The organism is Halorubrum salipaludis, assembly GCF_002286985.1.
In the GTDB taxonomy this organism is placed as follows: domain Archaea; phylum Halobacteriota; class Halobacteria; order Halobacteriales; family Haloferacaceae; genus Halorubrum; species Halorubrum salipaludis.
In genome coordinates, this window is sequence record NZ_NSKC01000008.1 from 192,999 (window position 1) to 211,678 (window position 18,680).

Consider the following 18,680-nt stretch of genomic DNA (forward strand, 5'->3'; position numbering starts at 1 on the left):
GTAAGCACCGCAGGAACGAGTGGAACGAGTGACGAGGAGCGCAGCGAGTGTCTGGGCGCCTCACGCCTGGGGCTTTGCAGGTCTTCACCGCAACACCGTCGATCACTTATAAACAGCCGACAGCAACACCACAACTCCACTTATAAACAACCGAACAGCCAATTTGCGAGACTCACTCCCGCAATCGCTCACCACTGCGTCTGTGCTGAGCGCTTCATGAGTTCCCCGAAGATTGTGTTTATCGTGCACACAGATACTTAACGCTGAGTCGTTCATTTCGACCATCTATGAGTACAGTCGGTACAATTCGCGTCCTCCACGTCGATGATGATCCGTCATTTGCTGATCTGGTCGCGACGTTTCTTGAGCGCGAACATGACAGGATCAACGTCCATACGGAATCCGATCCGAGCGACGGGTTAGATCGCCTCGCCGAGCAGGAGTTCGATTGTGTCGTCTCTGATTACGATATGCCGAGTCGAAACGGAATTGAATTTCTCGAGGCCGTCCGCGATCGAAACCCCGACCTTCCCTTTATCCTCTTCACTGGGAAGGGGTCTGAAGAGATCGCTAGCGACGCGATATCAGCGGGTGTGACGGACTATCTGCAAAAGGGATCGGGCACCAGCCAGTACGTCGTTCTCGCAAACCGGATTAGCAATGCCGTCGAGCAACATCGTGCTCGCCAAGTGGTTCAGGAAACTGAACAGAAGCTCTCAGAACTCGCCGACCGGACGGATGATCTTTTATTCATGTTCAACGGTGACTGGAGTGAGCTGCTGTTCATCAATTCCGCGTACGAAGAGATCTGGGGCAGGTCGATCGCGGATCTCGAGGACGCCCCGAGTTCATTCTTGGACCTGATCCACCCTGAAGATCGACAGAAGGTCCGGCAGTCAATGGAACAGCTGTCGAACGGCAACTCCTCACAGATCGAGTATCGCGTCGTCCGCCCGGAGGGAGACTACCGATGGGTCCGCGGTGACTCCAAACCGGTTCTCAACGAGCAAGGGGACGTCGTACGAATCGTCGGTCATGTCCGAGACATCACGGACCAGCGGGAGCGGGAGCTCCATCTCAAAACGATCATCGACAACCTTCCCGGGTACGTGTATCGCCACGAGTATGAATCGGAGTACCCGTTACAGTTCGTCAAAGGTGATGCCGAGTCGATTACTGGATATACGACGACTGAGTTGGAAGAGAACATTCGCCTCGCTGAGGAGATCATTCACCCTGACGATCGGGAGGACATCTGGACCGAGCTTCTCGAAGGCATCGAAGCGAGGGGCCGCTTCGATTCGACGTATCGCATCATTGCCAAAGACGGCGACGTTCGCTGGATTCGCGATCAGGGGACGTTGATTGAGGACCCTGCGACCGGGAACGAGGTGATCGACGGGTTCATCACCGATATCTCGTCGCAGATCGAACGAGAGCGACGACTTGAGCGACAGCAGACGTTCATGGATGAGAGCCTCGACGCGCTTCAAGACGTCTACTACGTCGTCTCCGAAGACGGGGAGCTCATTCGTTGGAACGAGCGTGTCTCGGAGATCTCCGGCTACGCTGATTCGGAGCTTGATAACATCGATATCTCGGCGCTGTTCGTTGAAGAGCATCGGGAACGGATCACCGACAGTATCGACGAGGCGATACAGACGGGTGCTTCGACGACGCGAGCCGACGCACTCACCGTCGATGGCGAACGAATCCCGTTCGAGTTTCGCAAGACCCGTGTCCGAGATCCGGTCCACGGGGAAGCAGTGGCAGTCGGGGTTGGCCGAGATATCTCTGAGCAAGTACAGCGCGAACGGGAACTCGAACGGATCCGTGATTTCTTCACCGAAGCTGAACAGTTAGGTGAGTTGGGCGCGTGGGAGTTTTCGACCGACGGGACCGTTGTGTGGACGGACGGAACTCGCCGAATCCACGACGTCGATCCCGAGTTCACGCCGACGCTCGAGGAGGCGCTTGAATTCTTCCATCCCGAGGATCGAGAGACGATCGAGCAGGCCGTCACCACCGCGCTCGAACGTGGCGAGTCGTACGAGGCGGATCTCCGGATTAATACTGCTGAAGGTGACCAGCGCTGGATTCGGACCCGTGCGAAGGTGCTCGACGGGGCAGACCCGCGAACTGTGCGGGGGTTCGTACAAAACATTACAGCGCAAAAAGAGCGCGAACAGGAGCTACAGACCGCTCACGCCCAATTGGAGAACGCGATCGAGGCGGGTGCACTCGGAACGTGGGAGTGGCACATCCAAGAGGATCGAGTTGTTGTCGACCGTGAATTCGCGAACACGTTTGACGTGGACCCGGATCGTGCACAAGACGGCGTCGAACTCAACGAGTTCGTTTCGTCGATTCACACCGCCGACCGTGACCGGGTGGAAGCCGAGATCGATGAGACTGTGGAAACGTGTGGTGACTTCGAATCCGAATACCGAGTGTTGGACGCCGATGGCGACGTCCGCTGGGTGCTCGCACGCGGAACCGTCAACGGCGATGCAGACGGGACGCCGCTGAGCTTCCCCGGCGTACTTATCGACATTACCGAACGGAAGCGGATGGAACGGGAGTTACACCAACAGAACGAGCGCCTCAACGAATTCGCCGGCGTGGTTAGCCACGATCTCCGAAGCCCCCTCAGCGTGATCGAAGGTCGGGTCGAACTCGCCAGGGGGGACGGTGAAAACGAGCATCTCCCGGCGATCGAATCCGCCGTTGACCGAATGAATCGGATCATCGAGGATCTGCTCTGGTTAGCTCGTGAGGGACGGGATATTGGATCGTTAGAGCCCGTGTCGCTTCGAGATACTGTCGAGGATGCATGGGCGATCGTCGGTGATCCCGCTGCCGACGCCACGATGAACTACGGAGACGAAGACGGTGACCGGGGACTGATCAAAGCGGACTCGGATCGCCTTACGCAACTCCTCGAGAATCTCTTCCGGAACGCGATCGAGCACGGGGGCGACGACGTGAGGGTGACCGTCGGCTTCGTCGATGACGGGTTCTACGTCGAAGACGACGGGCCGGGGATTCCGGACGATGACCGCGACACGGTCTTCGAAGCGGGGTACTCAACGGCTGAGTCCGGAACCGGGTTCGGATTGCGGATCGTCAAACAGATCGTTGAGGCCCACGGCTGGGAGATTCGCGTGACCAGAGGTCGCGACGGCGGTGCGCGCTTCGAGGTCACCGGCGTGGAGTTCGACGGGTGACACGGCTCCGCGCGGACACCGAACGGCTGCCGCATGCGCTCGGGTTCCGCCGTCGGGTTCGAAGAACGCGCGAAATGCACGCGCTCAGCGTCACGCCCGAACTAGTGCGCTTTTGAACGCGGGGGACCTCGGTGCGGGTATGACCGATACGCTCAGGCTCGCCACGCGCGGGTCGGACCTGGCGCTCCGGCAGGCCGGGACCGTCCGCGACGCCCTGTCGAGCCGCCGCCGCGACGTGGAGCTCCGGCGCGTCGAGACCCGCGGCGACCAGATCCCGGACGAGATGATCCATCGCCTCGGCAAGACCGGCGCCTTCGTCCGCGCGCTCGACGAGGAGGTGCTCGACGGCGACGCCGACCTCGCCGTCCACTCCCTGAAGGACGTGCCCACCGAGGGGATGGACGATATGGTCGTCGCCGGCGTCCCCGAGCGCGCGCCCTCCGGCGACGTGCTCGTCCACCCCGACGGGCTCGGCATCGAGGACCTCCCGTCGGGCTCCGTCGTCGGGACCGGGTCGCTCCGCCGGACCGCCCAGATCAAGGCCGCGCGGCCGGACCTCGTGGTGGAGCCCCTCCGGGGCAACGTCGACACCCGGATCGAGAAGCTCCTCGCGCCCGGCCTGCAGGCGGAACACGAGCGCCGCCTGATCGCCTCGGGCGAGGCGCGCGCGGCGACGGCGGACGAGGGCGGTGAGGGCGGTGAGGACGGCGACGCCGACGAGCCGAACTGGGACGCGCTGAGCGACGGCGACGCCGACGGCGACGCAGAAGCGGGAGACGATGACGAGGAGTTCGACGAGAGCGTCGAGGAGTGGTTCGACTCGCTGTCGGATCTCGAACGCTCGGCGATGGAGCGGAAAGTGGAGACGGAGTACGACGCCATCGTGCTCGCGGAGGCCGGGCTCCGGCGCTCGGAGCTGTTCTACGAGGTCCCCACGACCCGGCTCCCCCGCGAGGAGTTCGTCCCCGCGGCCGGGCAGGGCGCCATCGCCGTCACCGCGACCGACCCCGACGTGATCGAGGCGGTGCGCTCCGCGGTCGACCACCCGCGGACCCGGGTGGCGGTCACCGTCGAGCGCACGATCCTCGGCGAGCTCAACGGGGGCTGTGTCGCCCCGATCGGCGTCTCGGCGCTCGTGCAGGGCGAGCACGTCCACACGCGCGTCCGGGTGCTCTCGACCGACGGCACCGAGGAGGTGGCCGACACCCGCGACCTCCCGATCCGGTCGCACGCGAAGGCCGCGGAGGAGTTCGCGGCCGACCTCGCCGACCGGGGCGCCGCGGACCTGATCGCGGCCGCCCGCGAGGAGACCGAGGCGGAGGCCGACGAGGGCACACGGGAGGGGACGGAGGAGGAAGCGGACGATGAGTGAGAGCGACGACGCGACGACGCCGGGCGAGGAGCGAGCCGCCGACGATGTCGGCACCGTCTACCTCGTCGGCTCCGGCCCGGGCGACCCGGACCTCCTGACGGTGAAGGCCGCCGACCTGATCGAGTCGGCCGACGTGGTGCTCCACGACAAGCTCCCCGGCCCGGAGATCCTCGGGCGGATTCCTGACGAGAAGCGCGAGGACGTGGGGAAACGCGCCGGCGGCGAGTGGACCCCGCAAGAGTACACGAACCGCCGGCTCGTCGAGCTGGCGCGGGAGGGGAAGTCGGTCGTCCGCCTGAAGGGCGGCGACCCGTTCGTCTTCGGGCGCGGCGGCGAAGAGGCCGAACATCTCGCCGAGGCGGGGATTCCCTTCGAGGTCGTCCCCGGCGTCACCTCCGCGATCGGGGGCCCTGCGGTCGCCGGGATCCCGGTGACGCACCGCGACCACGCCTCCTCCGTCTCCTTCGTCACGGGCCACGAGGACCCGACGAAGGAGGAGTCGGCGGTCGACTGGGACGCGCTCGCCGCGACCGGCGGCACCATCGTCGTGCTGATGGGCGTCGGCAAGCTCCCGGCGTACACCGCGGAGCTCCGCGACGCCGGGCTCGACGGCGACACCCCGGTCGCGCTGGTCGAGCGCGCGACGTGGCCCGACATGCGCGTCGCGACCGGCACCCTCGACACCATCGTCGAGGCCCGGGACGAGGCCGGGATCGAGCCGCCCGCGGTCACCGTGATCGGCGACGTGGCCGCGACGCGCGACCGCGTGCTGGAGTTCCTCCGGAACGACCGCGAGGGGGGAAGCGACCGCGAGGGGGGAAGCAACCGCGAGCGGGGTGACGACGCGTGAGCGACGAGCCGGAGGCGGCCGGCGCCGCCACCCCCCCGAGCGTCGCGGTCTTCCGCCCGGCCGACGAGCGGATCGACGACGCGGCGGAACTGCTGAGGTCGCTCGGCGCCGCCCCCGTCGCCGACCCGATGCTCGCGGTCGAGCCGACCGGGGCGACCCCCGGCGACGCGCCGACCGTCGTCCTCACGAGCAAGACGGGCGTCGAGCTCGCCGCCGAGGCGGGCTGGGAACCCGGCGACGCAGTCCTCGTCGCCATCGGCCCCGCGACCGCGGACGCGGCCCGCGAGGCGGGGTGGACCGTCGATCTCGTGCCGGACGAGTACACCTCGGCGGGGTTGGTCGAAGCGCTCTCGGGGCGCGTCGACGGCGAGCGCGTCGAGGTGGCGCGCTCCGACCACGGGAGCGACGTGCTCTTGGACGGGCTCCGCGAGGCCGGCGCGACCGTGACCGAGACGGTGCTGTACCGGCTGACGCGCCCGGAGGACGCCGGCGAGTCCGCGGCGCTGGCCGCCGCGGGCGACCTCGACGCCGCCGCGTTCACCTCGTCGCTCACGGTGACCCACTTCCTCGACGCCGCCGAGGAGCGCGGGATCCGCGAGGCGGCGGTCGACGGACTGAACGACGCGGTCGTGGGCGCGATCGGGCCGCCGACCGCGGAGACGGCCGCCGAACACGGGATCGACGTCGACGTGGTCCCCGACGACGCCGACTTCGAGGCGCTCGCGCGGGCCGTCGCCGAGGCGGTCGGCAGGGACTGACAGGGCGGACGCGACGGAGCCGCCGACCGCCTCGGCGACGCGAACGAGCGAGTGACGACGGACGGGAGGAGCGACGATCGATCGGACGACGGACCGGACGATTCCGGGACGGTCGACCCGGCGATGTTCCGGACGATTCTCGGGACGGCGAGAAGTCTCACGACCGATACTGAGACACAGATCGGTTATCGGATCGGGGAAACGGGGAGAAATTCGCGTGTAAGCCCTGTTCGAGCGCGATCTGAGTCTCCTCTATCACCCCATTATTATCAAATTTGATATCTAACCCCGCACATTTATCAGCCAACAGGTGAGAACTGATAGCATGGAACCGAGCGAGCGATGGTCGATCCGGGTCGACGACGGGGTGCTCGTCGTCGAGCTCCCGCACGGGACGGGCCTCTCACCGTCGGACGGCGAGTCGCTGCTCGACCGATGGCGGACGCTCGCCGGCGAGCGACGGGTGAACGCCGTCGTGCTCGTCGTGCGGACGACGCGCCCCTGCTCGGATGCCGGCCGTCGGACGCTCCGGCTCGCGGCGCGGGCCGCGGCCGACCGCGGCGTGACGCGGTTCGCGGTGGTGGCGGAGCGCCCCAAACGACAGTACCTCGAACGGACGATGGACGTCGAGGGGGTCGACGCCGAGCCGTTCAACGACGCCGCCGCCGCGATGCGGTGGGCGAAGTGCCCGTCGGAGCCGGCGGTGTCCGTCGTCACCGACTGAGCGGTCGCCGTCGCTGGTCGCTGGGACTTCACGAGTAACGGACACGAACGACCGTAATCGACTCCTTACCGCCCGCTCTCGACCGCGACGTACATGTCCGTCGCGAGCCGCTCGGCCCGGTCGGCGTCGGCGGACTCGGCGTAGATCCGGATCTTCGGTTCGGTGCCGGAGGGGCGCACGAGCACCCAGGCGTCCCCGTAGTCGAGCCGGTAGCCGTCGGTGGTGTTGGGCTCCGCGTCCGCCGTCTCGACGTAGGCCCGGGCCGCCGACAGCATCTCGTCGCGCTCGTCGTCGTCCGCGTACTCGACGTTGCGCCGCACGAAGTGGTAGTCGGCGTAGGGAGCGACCGCCTCGCTGACGGGGCCGTCGGCGGCCGCGAGCAGTTCGAGGAAGCGCGCGCCGATGTACGCGCCGTCCCGCGAGAGCCGGTACGGCGGGAAGAACACCCCGCCGTTCCCCTCGCCGGCGATAGGAACGTTCGTCCCCTCCGCGTGGAGTTCGCGGGTCCGCGTGATGATGTTCGTCGCCCCGATGGGCGTGAGCTCGAGGTCGGCGTCGTTGGCGTCGCAGACGTCGACGAGCCGCTGGGAGACGTTCACCGCGCTGACGACGGCGTCGCCGGGTTCGAGACAGGCGTCCGCCATCGCCGCGAACGAGGTGTCGCCGTCGACGAACGCCCCGGTCTCGTCGACGAACACCGCCCGGTCCGCGTCGCCGTCGTGGGCGATCCCCACGTCGGCGTCGGTGGTCGCGACGAGCCGCTGCAGGTCCGCGAGGTTCGCCGGGACCGGCTCCGACTGGCGACCGGGGAAGTGGCCGTCGGGGGTCGCGTTCACGGTCAGCACCTCGCAGCCGAGCTCGCGGTAGATCCGGGGCGAGGCCAGCGACGCCGCGCCGTGGCCGGGATCGACCGCGACCGTGAGGTCCGCGTCGGCGATCGCCTCGGCGTCGACCGCGTCGATCAGCTGGTCCGCGTAGTCGTCGACGACGCCCTCGACGCGCGTCGTGGCGCCCGCGTTCCGCCAGTCGGCGTGGTCGTAGTCGTCGTCGAGGACCCGGCGCTCGACGCGTTCGAGCACGTCGACCGACAGCTCCACGCCGTCGTCGCCGACGAGCTTGATTCCGTTGAACTCGGGCGGGTTGTGCGAGGCGGTGACGAGCACGCAGGGGACGCCGGCGGACTCGCAGTAGTTGCCGACCGCGGGCGTCGGGACGACGCCGAGCCGGTCGACGTCGCAGCCGACCGCGGCCAGCCCGCTCGCGGCGGCGTTGGCGAACAGCTCGCCGGTGGTGCGGGTGTCCCGAGCGACGGCGACCCGGTCGGCGTCCCAGGTCGTGCCGGCGGCTTTCGCGATGTCGAGGACGAGCTCCGGCGTGAGATACCGGAGCGCGACCCCGCGAATGCCGCTGGATCCGAACAGCTCCATGGGCGCCCATGCGCCGGCCGACGGGAAAGCGGTTCCGAACCGGGGCAGCGGCGGGACCCGGTGACACGGTCGACGCGTGCGGTTCAAACCCGTCGCGCCCGAACCGATCCGCATGGAACGCACGCGACGGGATCTGTTGGCGACGAGCGTGGCGACCCTCACCGCGGTCGGGTCGGTCGGCGTCGCCGGATGCCTCGACTTCGCCGCCGGCGACGGGCCGCAGGGGCCCGAGGGAGTTCCGGAGACGCTGACCTGCGAGGACGACGCGTTCGTCCGGCTGACCGCGCCCTTCGACGAGCCGGTCGAGGGCACCGTCGTCGACGCCGCCGGGACGCGGTTCGAGCTGGCGACGGAGGGGAACGCCGAGACGTACGGCCAGTCGATGCGGCTCGTGTTCCGCAACACCGGCGACGAGCCCGCGACCGTCCTCGGCAAGCACGCCTACTCGCTCCAGCGCGAGACGGGCGAGGGGTGGCTCGACGTTCGGGGATCGAGCTCCGGCGAGGCGGTCGAGCTCCCGCGGTCCGAGGAGACGCTCGATCCGAGCGGCGCGTACATCTGGTCGATCGACTTAGAGGAGGCGGCGATCGCGTCGGCGGTCCCCGATCGGGACCTCGAGGTGTGCCCGCCGCTCGGCGCCGGGACGTATCGGTTCGTCTACTGGGGGATCCCCGACGCCCCGGCGCTCGGCGCCGAGTTCGAGCTGGTGGGGTAAGCGCCGAACTGGAGGGACGCGGATTCGGTGAAGGCTTCTTCTTCAGAGACATTTCGCGCGAAACGGAGGGGGTTAAAGAGCGATTCTTGATCGACTGCGGGAGTGAGTGTCGCACGTTGGTGATCTGGTTGTTTATAAGTGGGATTGAGGTGTTGCTGTCGGCTGTTTATAAGTGATCGATGTGCCCGCGGTGAAGACCTGTAAAGTCCCAGCCGATCACTTATAAACGGTTAACTGGAGATCGGCGGCGAGGACCTGCAAAGCCCCAGGCGTGAGGCGCCCAGACACTCGCTGCGCTCCTCGTCACTCGTTCCACTCGTTCCTGCGGTGCTTACATCGTCTCTGGGCGCCTCACGCCTGCCCCTTTGAGCCCCACCCCGCACAGCAACCGCAGCCTCACGCCCCCCCAGCCTCGTCGGCGGCTCCCGTTGGTCGCCGCCGACTCCCTCGTGCGGTCTCCTCGCGGACCTTCGGCCCGCTCGGAGGCGCACGCCACCGCGGCGTCCTTTATAAGCGATCGTCGCCGCAGCTCACGTCTGTTTAAATACTCTATCACCACCGCCGATCTGCAACACTCACTCCCGCCATCACTCACCACTACGCCTGTATCGATCACAATCGGGTCAGAACGGATCGGTTTTGCGGGATGTCAACGAGGCCCAGATCCTAAAACGGGATCCAGTCGGAGGGCTGCCCGACCCGACCGCGGACGCGGAACTCCCGGTCGTCGCCCTCGACGCGGGTCTCGGCGATCACGTCGAACGGCTCGTGGAGGGTGTGGACCACCTGCTCGTCGTGGGCGGTCGAGTTGACCACGCCGACGAACGGCCACCCCTCGCCGGAGGTCTGGGAGGTCATCACGCGGGTGAATCGGTAGATCCGCTCGGGGTCCCAGTACATCAGCAGCTGGGACAGCGAGTAGACGCCCACGGCGCGGTCGCGGCCGGCCGACGACTCGACCACGTCGGTGAACTTGATCCCGATGTCGGTGAGGTTGCCGGCGCTGGCGACGTACTTCGTCGTCGGCGTGTCGTCGCGTTTGTCGCCCTGCTCGTGGGTGACGCAGTCGATGACGACCACGTCGTCGCCGTCTTTTCCGGTGATCGACTCGTAGTCGCCGCGGACCTTCTCCGCGGTCCGGCCGGTGGAGATGACGACCGGTCCGTCGGACCACTCGGCGAGCAGTCGGTTGAAGAGGTCGTACTTCCCGCTCATCGGCGGCCCGGTGACGAGCACGCTGTCGGCGTCGCGGACAGCGTCGGGAAGCACGGTCATGTGTCTGGCTTGAGGGGGTGTCGGGTAAAACCCTTCCGAGGGATCACTTCCGAAGCATCGACGGGAGGTCGAGCGACGACGGGGGCCCCTCGCGGGGAGCCCGCGTGAGTGTCAGTTCCGTTATCGCTCCGGGGAGCGCGGCCGACACCGGAGCGCCGCGCGGGGAGCCGGTGCCGTCGACGAGCCGATCCCAGACCGCCTCGGCATCGGGGTCGTCGGCCTCGGCGGCGATCTCCAGCGCCTTGGTCCGCCCCTCGTCGTACGAGAGCTCGATCAGACTCCGGTCGTACGCGTTCTCGAAGGCGTCCAGGACCCGGTCGAGCTCGGCGGGGCGCTCGTTGCCGACGCCGGCGGCGACGCCGAGCGCGAACGCGCGCTCGACGGCCTCCTCGCGGCCGAGCTCCTCCCACTCCGTGCCGAAGGTCCGGTCGTACATCAGCGGCTCACCGCCGCGGCCTCGCCGACCCGGAGCCCGCCGTCGGTGAACTCGACGCCCTGGATGTCGGTGTCGACGTCGGTGCCGCGCATCTTCAGCACCTGGATCCCGCGCTGCATCCCGTCGTCTTCGAGGTAGTTGTGCATGAAGACGACGCCGTGCGCGAGGTAGTGCTCCTCGGAGTAGGCGCTCGGGTCGGTCATCTCGGAGATGAGCAGGGTCGTCGCGTCGGTCCGCTTCAGCGAGGAGAGCAGCTGGATCATCGTGTCCTCGTCGTCGTCGAGGAGGAACCGCAACAGCATGGTGGAGTCGAAGACGACCCGGTCGATGTCGCGTGAGTTGATGAATCCGGTGAGCCGGTTCGTCACCCCCGAGTGGTCCCGCCGCTCGCCCGGGAGCCCGAAGAACCGCCGACCGTCCGAGGAGAACGAGTCGAGGAAGGTGATCCGGTCGGAGTCGAGGGCCCGGTCGAACCCGAAGTCGTACCCGCCCATGTCGCGGCGGATCCCCTCTTTCGTCTCGTGCATGCTGATGTACAGCACGTCTTCGCCGTTCCGAGCGCCCTGCGCAGCGAACTGCGAGCAGAACGTCGTTTTCCCGCTGCCGGGAGGGCCGCTGACAACGTACAGGCGGTTCTCCGGGAATCCGCCGTCGACGAGGGCGTCGAACCCGGGAACGCCGCTTGAGGCGCGCATACGGATCGACTTGTCGGTCATCGGATAAGGGTTGGCACCCGGTTCTCACGGGTGAGAACGATCGCGGGCAGGCGCGGCTACCGATGTCCGGTCATTGGAAAGTGCGGCCGACGGTGTCGGTGCGAGCGGCCGACGATGTCCGTCCAGAGCGGAAACTCGCGCTACGCGTCGGCTTCCTCGCCGTCCGCGGCGAGCTCGGCGGCGTCGATGTTCTCGATGTCGTCGATGTCCGGCGAGACCCAGACCACGAAGCGGTCGTCGGACTTGACGATCCCGTTGACCCCCTCGTCGTCGACGGTCGTCGCCTGATCGACGTCCTCCGGAGCCACGTCACGGACCTGGAACACTTCGTCGACCATCCAGCCGACGGTGCCTCCCTCGTCGATCTCCGCGTCGTCGAACACGACGATCCGCTCGCGGGGTCCCTCCTCGTCGATCGAAAAGAGCGTCTTCGGGTCGACGATCGTGGTCGTGCGCCCCCGCAGGTCCATCACGCCCTCGACGTGGTCGGGGGAGTTGGGGATCCGCGTGAGTTCGCCGGCGTCGACGATCTCGTCGATGACTCCGATGTCCAGACAGTACGTCCCGTCGCCCAGCCCGAACTCCAGCACTTTCGTGGGTTCGGCGTCCGTCTCGATGGCTGCCATGGACGTGTCTGCGGCGAAGGGGCCAATAACCGTGTCCCCTGAATTATCAGGCGTGATTACCGGGTCCGTGCATTTATGCTGATTCTGGGCCCGCTTCCGTACATGAGTAGGACGACGGATCGGCGAGGCGGTCGCGACGACTCTCTGCGGGTGGTTGTCGTCGACGACTCGCCGTTCATGCGAGGGTTGATCTCCGACCTCTTGACCGACGCGGGGGTCGCGGTCGTCGGCGAGGCGGGCGACGGCGCCGAGGCGCTGTCGGTGGTCGCCGAGACGCGTCCGGACGTCGTGACGATGGACGTCGAGATGCCGGGGATGGGGGGACTCGAAGCCGTCGAGCGACTGATGGACGAGACGCCGACGCCCGTGCTGATGCTGTCGGCGCACACCGCCGAGGGCGCCGAAGTGACGTTCGAGGCGCTCGAACGGGGCGCGGTCGACTTCTTCTCGAAGCCGGGCGGCGAGGTCTCGACCGGTGTCTCCCGCGAGTCCGACCGGCTCGTCGAGGCGGTCAGGTCGGTCGCGGGCGCCGACCTCGCCGCGGCGACGCGCGACCGCCGCGAGCGCGAGGCCGCCGAGCGCGGCCCGGACGCGACGGCCTCGACCGCTTCAACCCCGCCGACCGCGACCGCCGATGTCGACGACCCGCTGACGGTCGTGATCGGCGCGTCGACCGGCGGACCGAACGCGGTCGAACGTGTCATGTCGGCGCTGCCGATGGCCGACTGCCGGGTTGTCATCGTCCAGCACATGCCCGAGGCGTTCACGTCGCGGTTCGCCGACCGGCTCGACGAGGCCTCCGCGTACGACGTGCGCGAGGCGAGCGACGGCGCCCGGATCGGGAAGGGCGAGGCGCTCGTCGCCCGCGGCGGGAGCCACACCCGGATCGACAGCTACCGGTCCGGTCGGCTCCGCGTCAAGCTCGACGAGGACGACTCGCAGTCGGTCACGCCCGCCGCGGACGTGACGATGCGCTCGGCGGCTGAGGTCGTCGACGGCCCCCTCGTGGGCGTCGTGTTGACCGGGATGGGCTCGGACGCCTCCGAGGGGATCCGGGCGATGGCCGACGCGGGCGCGCGGACCATCGCGCAGAGCGAGGACACCTGCGTCATCTACGGGATGCCGAAGCGCGCGGTGGAGACGGGCGGCGTCGACGAGGTGCACGACCTCGACGACGTGGCCGGCGCGATCGTGGGGGGTGAGGCCTGATGGACTCCCACCGCGCCGCGTTCGTCGCCGAGGCGGAAGACGGGATCACGGACCTGAACAACGCCCTCCTCGCCTTGGAGGCCGACCCCGAGGACGCCGAGGCGATGGACGACGTGTTCCGCGTCGCCCACACGCTGAAGGGCAACGCCGCGGCGATGGGGTACGAGGACGTCTCCGACTTCGGACACGCCCTCGAGGACCTCCTCGACGCGGTCCGACAGGGCGACCGCGAGGTGACGCCCGAGCTGATGGACCTCCTCTTCGAGGGGGTCGACACCGTCGAGGCGATGGTCTCCGAGATCGCCGACACGGGCGACGTATCGACCGATCCCTCCGATCTGGAGGGCCGCCTCCGCGAGATGGAGGAGCACGGGACCGTCGGCGGCGGAGACGAGGACGGCGATACCGCCGAGGGCGACTCCGGAACCGACGCCGGCGACGCCGACGCGAGCGCGGACGACGAAGGCGCGGACGATGGCGACGCCGGCGCGGACGCCGGCGAACCTGAGGAGGATTCGGGCGACGCCGACGACGTGTCCGTTCCCGACCTCCCCGACGCGGCCGCCGCCCTCGACGACCCGGTCGCGTACGCGGACGTGACGATCGGCGAGACCGCGATGGCGGGCGTCGACGCCGCGCTCGTGGTGCAGGCGCTCGGCAACCAGTTCGGCGAGTACGTCACGGTTCCCGACGCCGAGGCGCTGGAGGACGGCGAGTACGACGAGCGGTTCGACGCCTTCGTCGGCGACGCCGACCCCGACGTGGTCGCCGAGGGGATCGGCGCGCTCACCCAGGTTGAGTCGATCGCGACGGCAGGCGTCGAAAACGGGGAAGACGGCGAAGCGGGCGACGAAGACGGCGAGTCGACCGAAGCGGGCGACGCAGCCGAGACCGACGACGCCGAAGCGACCGCGGACGACGACGACCCGGACACCGCCAGCGACACGGACGATACCGACGACACGGCGGATGGGGCGGACGCCGAAGAGGAAGATACCACCGAGGCCGAAGACGACGCGTCGGACTCCGGCTCCTCTTCCGACTCCAAGTCCGGCGACGAGATCAAGTCCATCCGCGTCGACGTCGACCAGGTCGACGAGCTGTACGGGCTCGTCGAGCAGCTGGTGACGAGCCGGATCAAGCTCCGCCGGGAGTTAGAGGAGCTGAACGCGCAGTCGGACGCGTTAGACGAACTGGACAAGCTCGCGTCCAGCCTGCAGGACACGGCGATGGACATGCGGCTCATCCCGTTCTCGCAGGTGTCCGACTCGTTCCCGCGGCTCGTCCGCGACATCTCGCGGGACCTCGACAAGCGGATCGACTTCGAGATCGAGGGCGACGACGTGGAGCTCGACCGCACCATCCTCACGGAGATGCGCGACCCGCTCGTCCACGTCCTGCGGAACGCGGTCGACCACGGGATCGAGACCCCCGAGGAGCGCGAGGCGGCCGGGAAGGACCCGACCGGGCACGTCAGGCTCACGGCCGAGCGCGAGCGCGACCACGTCATCATCGAGGTGGCCGACGACGGCGGCGGACTCGACCCCGACCAGCTCCGCGAGAAGGCGGTCGACGAAGGGGTCAAGAGCCGCGAGGCGGTCGATGCGATGGAAGACGACGAGGTGTACGACCTCGTGTTCCACCCCGGCTTCTCCACCGCGGAGGAGGTCACGGACGTCTCCGGGCGCGGCGTCGGGATGGACGTGGTCCGGACGACCGCCCGCGACCTCGACGGCTCCGTCTCGGTCGAGAGCGAACCGGGCGAGGGGACCACGGTCCGGTTCCGGCTCCCCGTCACCGTCGCCATCGTGAAGGTGATGTTCGTCGACGTGGGCGGCACGGAGTACGGGATCCCGATCAAGTCGATCGCCGAGGTCGCCCGCGCGGACGACGTGGAGGAGGTCCACGGCGACGAGATCGTCCGCCACGAGGACGACCTGTACCCCGTGATCCGGCTGAACGAGCGGCTCGCGAACAGCGGCGCCGCGGCGGCCGGGTCCGGCGTCGGCGCCGGCGGTCCCGGTCAGTCGGAGGCGGCGGCCGGCGACGAGGCCGGAGCCGCGACGACGGACGACGACACAGCCTCCGCGACGACCGACGGCGGCGTGACCGACGAGGGGATGCTCGTGCGGATCCGCGAGGAGACCCGGCAGGTCGCGCTCCACTGCGACGCCGTGCTCGATCAGGAGGAAGTGGTCGTGAAACCGCTCGACGGGCCGCTGTCGGGGACGCCGGGCCTCAGCGGCACGGCGGTCCTCGGCGACGGCGACGTCGTGGCCGTCCTCGACGTGGTGAGCCTATGAGCGGCGAGACCGAGACGGCCTTCGAGGGCGTCCTCAGGCAGATCGACGACACGGTGCCGTTCGAGCCCGGCTACTACAACGAGTCGTACCTCGACCGCCGGATCACCGCTCGGATGCGTCGACGCGACACCGAGTCCCACGAGGAGTACGAGCGGCTGCTCCGGGAGGACGACGACGAGCGCGAGGCGCTGATGGACGCGCTCACCATCAACGTGACGGAGTTCTTCCGCAACCCGGAGATGTGGGAGGTGCTCCGCGGCGTGCTGCGTGAGCGGACGAGCGAGCAGCGGCGGGTCCGGGTCTGGTCGGCCCCCTCAGCGGACGGCCGGGAGCCGTACTCCGTCGCGATGCTGGCCTGCGACGACCCGGAGATCGACGAGTCCCGCGTCAAGGTGCTCGGCTCGGACATCAGCGAGGAGGCGCTCGACAACGCCCGCGAGGGCGTGTACCACACCACCCGCACGACCGACATCGCGGCGGAGCTCGAGCCCCTCTCGGACCCCGACCGCTACGTCGAGCGCGACGGCGACACGTTTCAGGTGCGCTCGGACGTCCAGCGGCTCGTCGACTTCGAGACGCACGATCTGATCCGTGACGGCGCGCGCGATCCCTTCGACGTGGTGCTGTGCCGCAACCTGCTGATCTACATCGACGTGGACCACAAGGGGGCGCTGTTCGACACGCTCGAGGCGTCGCTCGCCGACGACGGCGTGCTCGTGCTCGGCATGACCGAGAGCGTCCCGCCGGACCGCTCGGACAGGTACGACCCGATCGACAAGCGTCGGCGGGTGTTCCGGAGGGTCTGATGTCGCTGTACCAGCACGCGAGAGACGGGAACGCCGAGCGCCTCAGGGACGCGATGGGCAGCGACAGCGCCGCGGTCCGGAAGCGCGCGGCCGAGTTCCTCGGCGAGGTCGCCGATCCGGACGACCAGCCGTCCATCGACGTGCTCTTGCGCGCCGCGACCGGCGACGAGGGCGCGCAGGTCCGCGGGGCCGCGGTCGACGCGCTCGACGAGATCGGCGAGGCCGCGCTCGAACAGCTCCTCTCGGAGCTCACGGGTACCAAGGGGTCCGAGGCTGAGTGGGTCACCGCCCGGAAGTTCGCCCGCGCGCTACAGGCCGACCGCCCGGAGCTCCGGATGGCCGCCGCCAACGCGCTCGGTCGGCTTGACGACGCGAGCGGGCTCCAGCACCTCGTCGAGGCGCTCGACGACGAGGACCCCCGCGTCAGGCTGCGGGCGTGTCAGGCCTGCGGGACGTTCGCCGACCCGCGTGCGGTCCCCGGACTGACGGAGCGGCTCGACGACGAGCCGCGGGTCCGGCGGGCGGCCGCGAACGCGCTCGGCAACATCGGGACGGACCAGGCGCTCGCCCCCCTCCTGGACCTCCTCGACGACTCCGACGAGTCGCTCCGGCGCATCGCCGCCGGCGCCCTCGGAAAGGCGAACAACTCGGAGCCGATCGAACCGCTGGCGCGCGCGCTCGGCGACGAGAGCGCGGTGGTGCGCAACGCCGCGGTGTACTCGGTCATCGAACTCCTCTCGAACGTCCCGACCGAGCAGAGCCACGCCGTCCGGGATCAGGTCGTCTCGGAGCTGAAGCAGGCCGACGACGCGACCGTCGTGGAGCCGCTCGTCGAGATCCTCACTGACGGTCAGCAGAGCCGCCAGCGGCGGAACGCGGCGTGGATCCTCGGCCGGGTCGCGGAGCCGGAGTCGGCGGCCGCGGTCGAGGCCCTCGCGGACGCGCTCGCCGACGAGGACGCGCAGACCGCGCAGTTCGCGGCCACCAGCCTCAAGAGCCTCGGCGGGCCGATCGTCGAGGACCGGCTCCTCGACCGGCTCGGCACCGAACACCCCGAGGACGCCCGCGCGAAGGCGGTGTTCGTGCTCGGGCAGGTGGGCGGCCAGGAGACGCTCAACAAGCTCGAAGAGTTCACCGACGACGAGAGCCCCGCGGTCCGGAAGCGGGTGTTTTCGGCCGTCTCGAAGCTCCGGGCGGGGGGATCCTAAATGTCGGGGGAGAGCGGCGAGTACAAGGTCGCCGACACGCAGGCCCGGTTCGCGGTCGCCGTCCGCGACGGGCGGAAGGTGAGCGACGTCTCGTGGACGCCGGGGCGCGTACTCCTATCGAACCGGCGGCTCATCCTCGCCGGCAACGACGGGAAGCGCACGGTCCCGCTCTCCGAGCTCGAGGGGCTCGGCGGACGCCACGACGCCAACCAGTCGGTCGCGCGAGTCTCCAACTACGTCAGCTTCGATCTGGGCGATCAGGTGTTGCTCGTCGCCGCCTCCGAGCACGAGTCGTTCGAGCGCGACGTGTACCGGGCGCTGCTCGACCAGCGGACGGTGACCGCGAAACACCCCGCGATCGAGGGGGGCGTCGTGCAGGAGACCGAGTGGGAGCAGGCCCGGGTGAAGATCGACGAGAACGGGCTCAACGCGGCCTTAGAAAGCGGCGCGTTCGTGAAGTTCGACCTCGACGACATCAGCGGTCTGGACGCCGCGAAACGCACCGTCAACGGCGAGAAGAAGCCCGTGATCGAAGTGTCGCACACCGACGACGAGGGGACCAGCATCGAGACCCACATCGCCGGCGACCCCAGCCGGATGCGGTTCGTCGAGGCGTGGCTCCGGAAGGGCGAGCAGCGCTCGTCGACGAACGTCGACCTCTCCAGCCGCGACCGGGAGGTGCTGATGGCGCTGTACTCCGGCGTCTCGCCGTTCGAGATCCCGTCGTTCCTCGGGATGGACGTCGACGCCGTCGAGGAGACGTTCGAGCGGCTGATCGACCTCGAAGTGGTCGAGGAGGTGCGGATACGCCGCGAGGTGGCGCTGAACTCCCGCGGACGCAACATCGCCAGCGAGGCGATGAACGAGCAGTAGCAGGCGGGCGACTTCGGGAGCGTCGGTGGCGAGCGCTGTCGGGGAGTAGCGAACAGCCGGCGCGACCGGTCTACCGCGGCGGTGCGCCGGGCTCCCGCCTCGGCCGCCGCGGACGGCGACTCAGTTCACGGGCGGGGTGGTCGCGGTATCAGTGA

General features: G+C 68.6%; 16 protein-coding genes. 11 read left to right on the forward strand and 5 right to left on the reverse strand.

What is annotated here, in order from left to right; translation table 11 throughout:
• Positions 1 to 287 precede the first annotated feature (287 nt).
• The 5 genes from CK500_RS12510 (at position 288) to CK500_RS12530 (ending at position 6,931) form a co-directional block, all read left to right on the forward strand.
• Positions 288 to 3,227, forward strand: coding sequence for a PAS domain-containing protein (locus CK500_RS12510; RefSeq protein ID WP_095637551.1), 2,940 nt, complete (start codon positions 288 to 290; stop codon positions 3,225 to 3,227).
• A gap of 139 nt (positions 3,228 to 3,366) precedes the next feature.
• Complete coding sequence (hemC, locus tag CK500_RS12515; protein ID WP_095637552.1) at positions 3,367 to 4,599, forward strand: hydroxymethylbilane synthase; 1,233 nt, start codon at positions 3,367 to 3,369, stop codon at positions 4,597 to 4,599.
• Positions 4,592 to 5,449 (forward strand): uroporphyrinogen-III C-methyltransferase, encoded by an 858-nt coding sequence (gene cobA / locus CK500_RS12520; protein ID WP_095637553.1) that lies wholly within the window; start codon positions 4,592 to 4,594, stop codon positions 5,447 to 5,449. The genes hemC and cobA overlap by 8 nt, the downstream gene beginning before the upstream one ends.
• Positions 5,446 to 6,207, forward strand: coding sequence for a uroporphyrinogen-III synthase (locus CK500_RS12525; RefSeq protein WP_095637554.1), 762 nt, complete (start codon positions 5,446 to 5,448; stop codon positions 6,205 to 6,207). Before cobA ends, CK500_RS12525 begins: the two co-directional genes overlap by 4 nt.
• 325 nt (positions 6,208 to 6,532) lie before the next feature.
• Positions 6,533 to 6,931 carry a hypothetical protein gene (locus tag CK500_RS12530; protein WP_095637555.1) on the forward strand — a complete coding sequence of 133 codons (399 nt, stop codon included), beginning with the start codon at positions 6,533 to 6,535 and terminating at the stop codon, positions 6,929 to 6,931.
• 65 nt (positions 6,932 to 6,996) lie between these two features.
• Here the strand turns inward: CK500_RS12530 and glmM are convergent, their stop codons facing one another.
• Positions 6,997 to 8,358 carry a phosphoglucosamine mutase gene (gene glmM / locus CK500_RS12535; protein WP_095637556.1) on the reverse strand — a complete coding sequence of 454 codons (1,362 nt, stop codon included), beginning with the start codon at positions 8,356 to 8,358 and terminating at the stop codon, positions 6,997 to 6,999.
• 112 nt (positions 8,359 to 8,470) lie between these two features.
• Between glmM and CK500_RS12540 the strand changes: the two genes are divergently transcribed.
• The gene (locus CK500_RS12540) at positions 8,471 to 9,073 is read left to right on the forward strand and encodes a hypothetical protein (RefSeq protein WP_095637557.1); all 603 of its coding nucleotides are present in this window, start codon (positions 8,471 to 8,473) and stop codon (positions 9,071 to 9,073) included.
• Positions 9,074 to 9,739: 666 nt separating this feature from the next.
• Here CK500_RS12540 and CK500_RS12545 read toward each other — a convergent pair.
• From CK500_RS12545 to CK500_RS12560, 4 genes are all read right to left on the reverse strand, one after another.
• Positions 9,740 to 10,348 (reverse strand): DUF7504 family protein, encoded by a 609-nt coding sequence (locus CK500_RS12545; RefSeq protein ID WP_095637558.1) that lies wholly within the window; start codon positions 10,346 to 10,348, stop codon positions 9,740 to 9,742.
• A gap of 43 nt (positions 10,349 to 10,391) precedes the next feature.
• Positions 10,392 to 10,784: a hypothetical protein gene (locus tag CK500_RS12550; protein ID WP_095637559.1), complete on the reverse strand. Its 393-nt coding sequence runs from the start codon at positions 10,782 to 10,784 to the stop codon at positions 10,392 to 10,394.
• A complete protein-coding gene (locus CK500_RS12555) occupies positions 10,784 to 11,479 on the reverse strand; it encodes an RAD55 family ATPase (protein WP_095637670.1) in 696 nt (231 codons plus the stop codon). Before CK500_RS12555 ends, CK500_RS12550 begins: the two co-directional genes overlap by 1 nt.
• Positions 11,480 to 11,640: 161 nt before the next feature.
• The gene (locus CK500_RS12560) at positions 11,641 to 12,126 is read right to left on the reverse strand and encodes a chemotaxis protein CheW (protein WP_095637560.1); all 486 of its coding nucleotides are present in this window, start codon (positions 12,124 to 12,126) and stop codon (positions 11,641 to 11,643) included.
• Between the two features lie 102 nt (positions 12,127 to 12,228).
• Here CK500_RS12560 and cheB point away from each other — a divergent pair, with 102 nt between their 5' ends.
• The 5 genes from cheB to CK500_RS12585 are packed head-to-tail and all read left to right on the forward strand — an operon-like array spanning position 12,229 to position 18,525.
• Positions 12,229 to 13,335, forward strand: coding sequence for a chemotaxis-specific protein-glutamate methyltransferase CheB (cheB, locus tag CK500_RS12565; RefSeq protein WP_198951560.1), 1,107 nt, complete (start codon positions 12,229 to 12,231; stop codon positions 13,333 to 13,335).
• Positions 13,335 to 15,638 carry a chemotaxis protein CheA gene (locus tag CK500_RS12570; RefSeq protein WP_095637562.1) on the forward strand — a complete coding sequence of 768 codons (2,304 nt, stop codon included), beginning with the start codon at positions 13,335 to 13,337 and terminating at the stop codon, positions 15,636 to 15,638. The genes cheB and CK500_RS12570 overlap by 1 nt, the downstream gene beginning before the upstream one ends.
• Positions 15,635 to 16,444, forward strand: coding sequence for a CheR family methyltransferase (locus CK500_RS12575; protein WP_095637563.1), 810 nt, complete (start codon positions 15,635 to 15,637; stop codon positions 16,442 to 16,444). Before CK500_RS12570 ends, CK500_RS12575 begins: the two co-directional genes overlap by 4 nt.
• Positions 16,444 to 17,652, forward strand: a complete 1,209-nt coding sequence (locus tag CK500_RS12580) for a HEAT repeat domain-containing protein (protein ID WP_095637564.1) — start codon at positions 16,444 to 16,446, stop codon at positions 17,650 to 17,652. Before CK500_RS12575 ends, CK500_RS12580 begins: the two co-directional genes overlap by 1 nt.
• On the forward strand, positions 17,653 to 18,525 hold the full coding sequence (locus tag CK500_RS12585) for a CheF family chemotaxis protein (RefSeq protein ID WP_095637565.1): 873 nt from the start codon (positions 17,653 to 17,655) through the stop codon (positions 18,523 to 18,525).
• The last annotated feature ends 155 nt before the right edge of the window (positions 18,526 to 18,680 follow it).

Excerpts from the sequence above, each read along its gene's own strand:
- CK500_RS12510 (WP_095637551.1), top strand. The coding sequence starts at position 288 with ATGAGTACAGTCGGTACAATTCGCGTCCTCCACGTCGATGATGATCCG.
- hemC (WP_095637552.1), top strand. The coding sequence starts at position 3,367 with ATGACCGATACGCTCAGGCTCGCCACGCGCGGGTCGGACCTGGCGCTC.
- cobA (WP_095637553.1), top strand. The coding sequence starts at position 4,592 with ATGAGTGAGAGCGACGACGCGACGACGCCGGGCGAGGAGCGAGCCGCC.
- CK500_RS12530 (WP_095637555.1), top strand. The coding sequence starts at position 6,533 with ATGGAACCGAGCGAGCGATGGTCGATCCGGGTCGACGACGGGGTGCTC.
- glmM (WP_095637556.1), bottom strand. The coding sequence starts at position 8,358 with ATGGAGCTGTTCGGATCCAGCGGCATTCGCGGGGTCGCGCTCCGGTAT.
- CK500_RS12540 (WP_095637557.1), top strand. The coding sequence starts at position 8,471 with ATGGAACGCACGCGACGGGATCTGTTGGCGACGAGCGTGGCGACCCTC.
- CK500_RS12545 (WP_095637558.1), bottom strand. The coding sequence starts at position 10,348 with ATGACCGTGCTTCCCGACGCTGTCCGCGACGCCGACAGCGTGCTCGTC.
- CK500_RS12550 (WP_095637559.1), bottom strand. The coding sequence starts at position 10,784 with ATGTACGACCGGACCTTCGGCACGGAGTGGGAGGAGCTCGGCCGCGAG.
- CK500_RS12555 (WP_095637670.1), bottom strand. The coding sequence starts at position 11,479 with ATGCGCGCCTCAAGCGGCGTTCCCGGGTTCGACGCCCTCGTCGACGGC.
- CK500_RS12560 (WP_095637560.1), bottom strand. The coding sequence starts at position 12,126 with ATGGCAGCCATCGAGACGGACGCCGAACCCACGAAAGTGCTGGAGTTC.
- cheB (WP_198951560.1), top strand. The coding sequence starts at position 12,229 with ATGAGTAGGACGACGGATCGGCGAGGCGGTCGCGACGACTCTCTGCGG.
- CK500_RS12570 (WP_095637562.1), top strand. The coding sequence starts at position 13,335 with ATGGACTCCCACCGCGCCGCGTTCGTCGCCGAGGCGGAAGACGGGATC.
- CK500_RS12575 (WP_095637563.1), top strand. The coding sequence starts at position 15,635 with ATGAGCGGCGAGACCGAGACGGCCTTCGAGGGCGTCCTCAGGCAGATC.
- CK500_RS12580 (WP_095637564.1), top strand. The coding sequence starts at position 16,444 with ATGTCGCTGTACCAGCACGCGAGAGACGGGAACGCCGAGCGCCTCAGG.
- CK500_RS12585 (WP_095637565.1), top strand. The coding sequence starts at position 17,653 with ATGTCGGGGGAGAGCGGCGAGTACAAGGTCGCCGACACGCAGGCCCGG.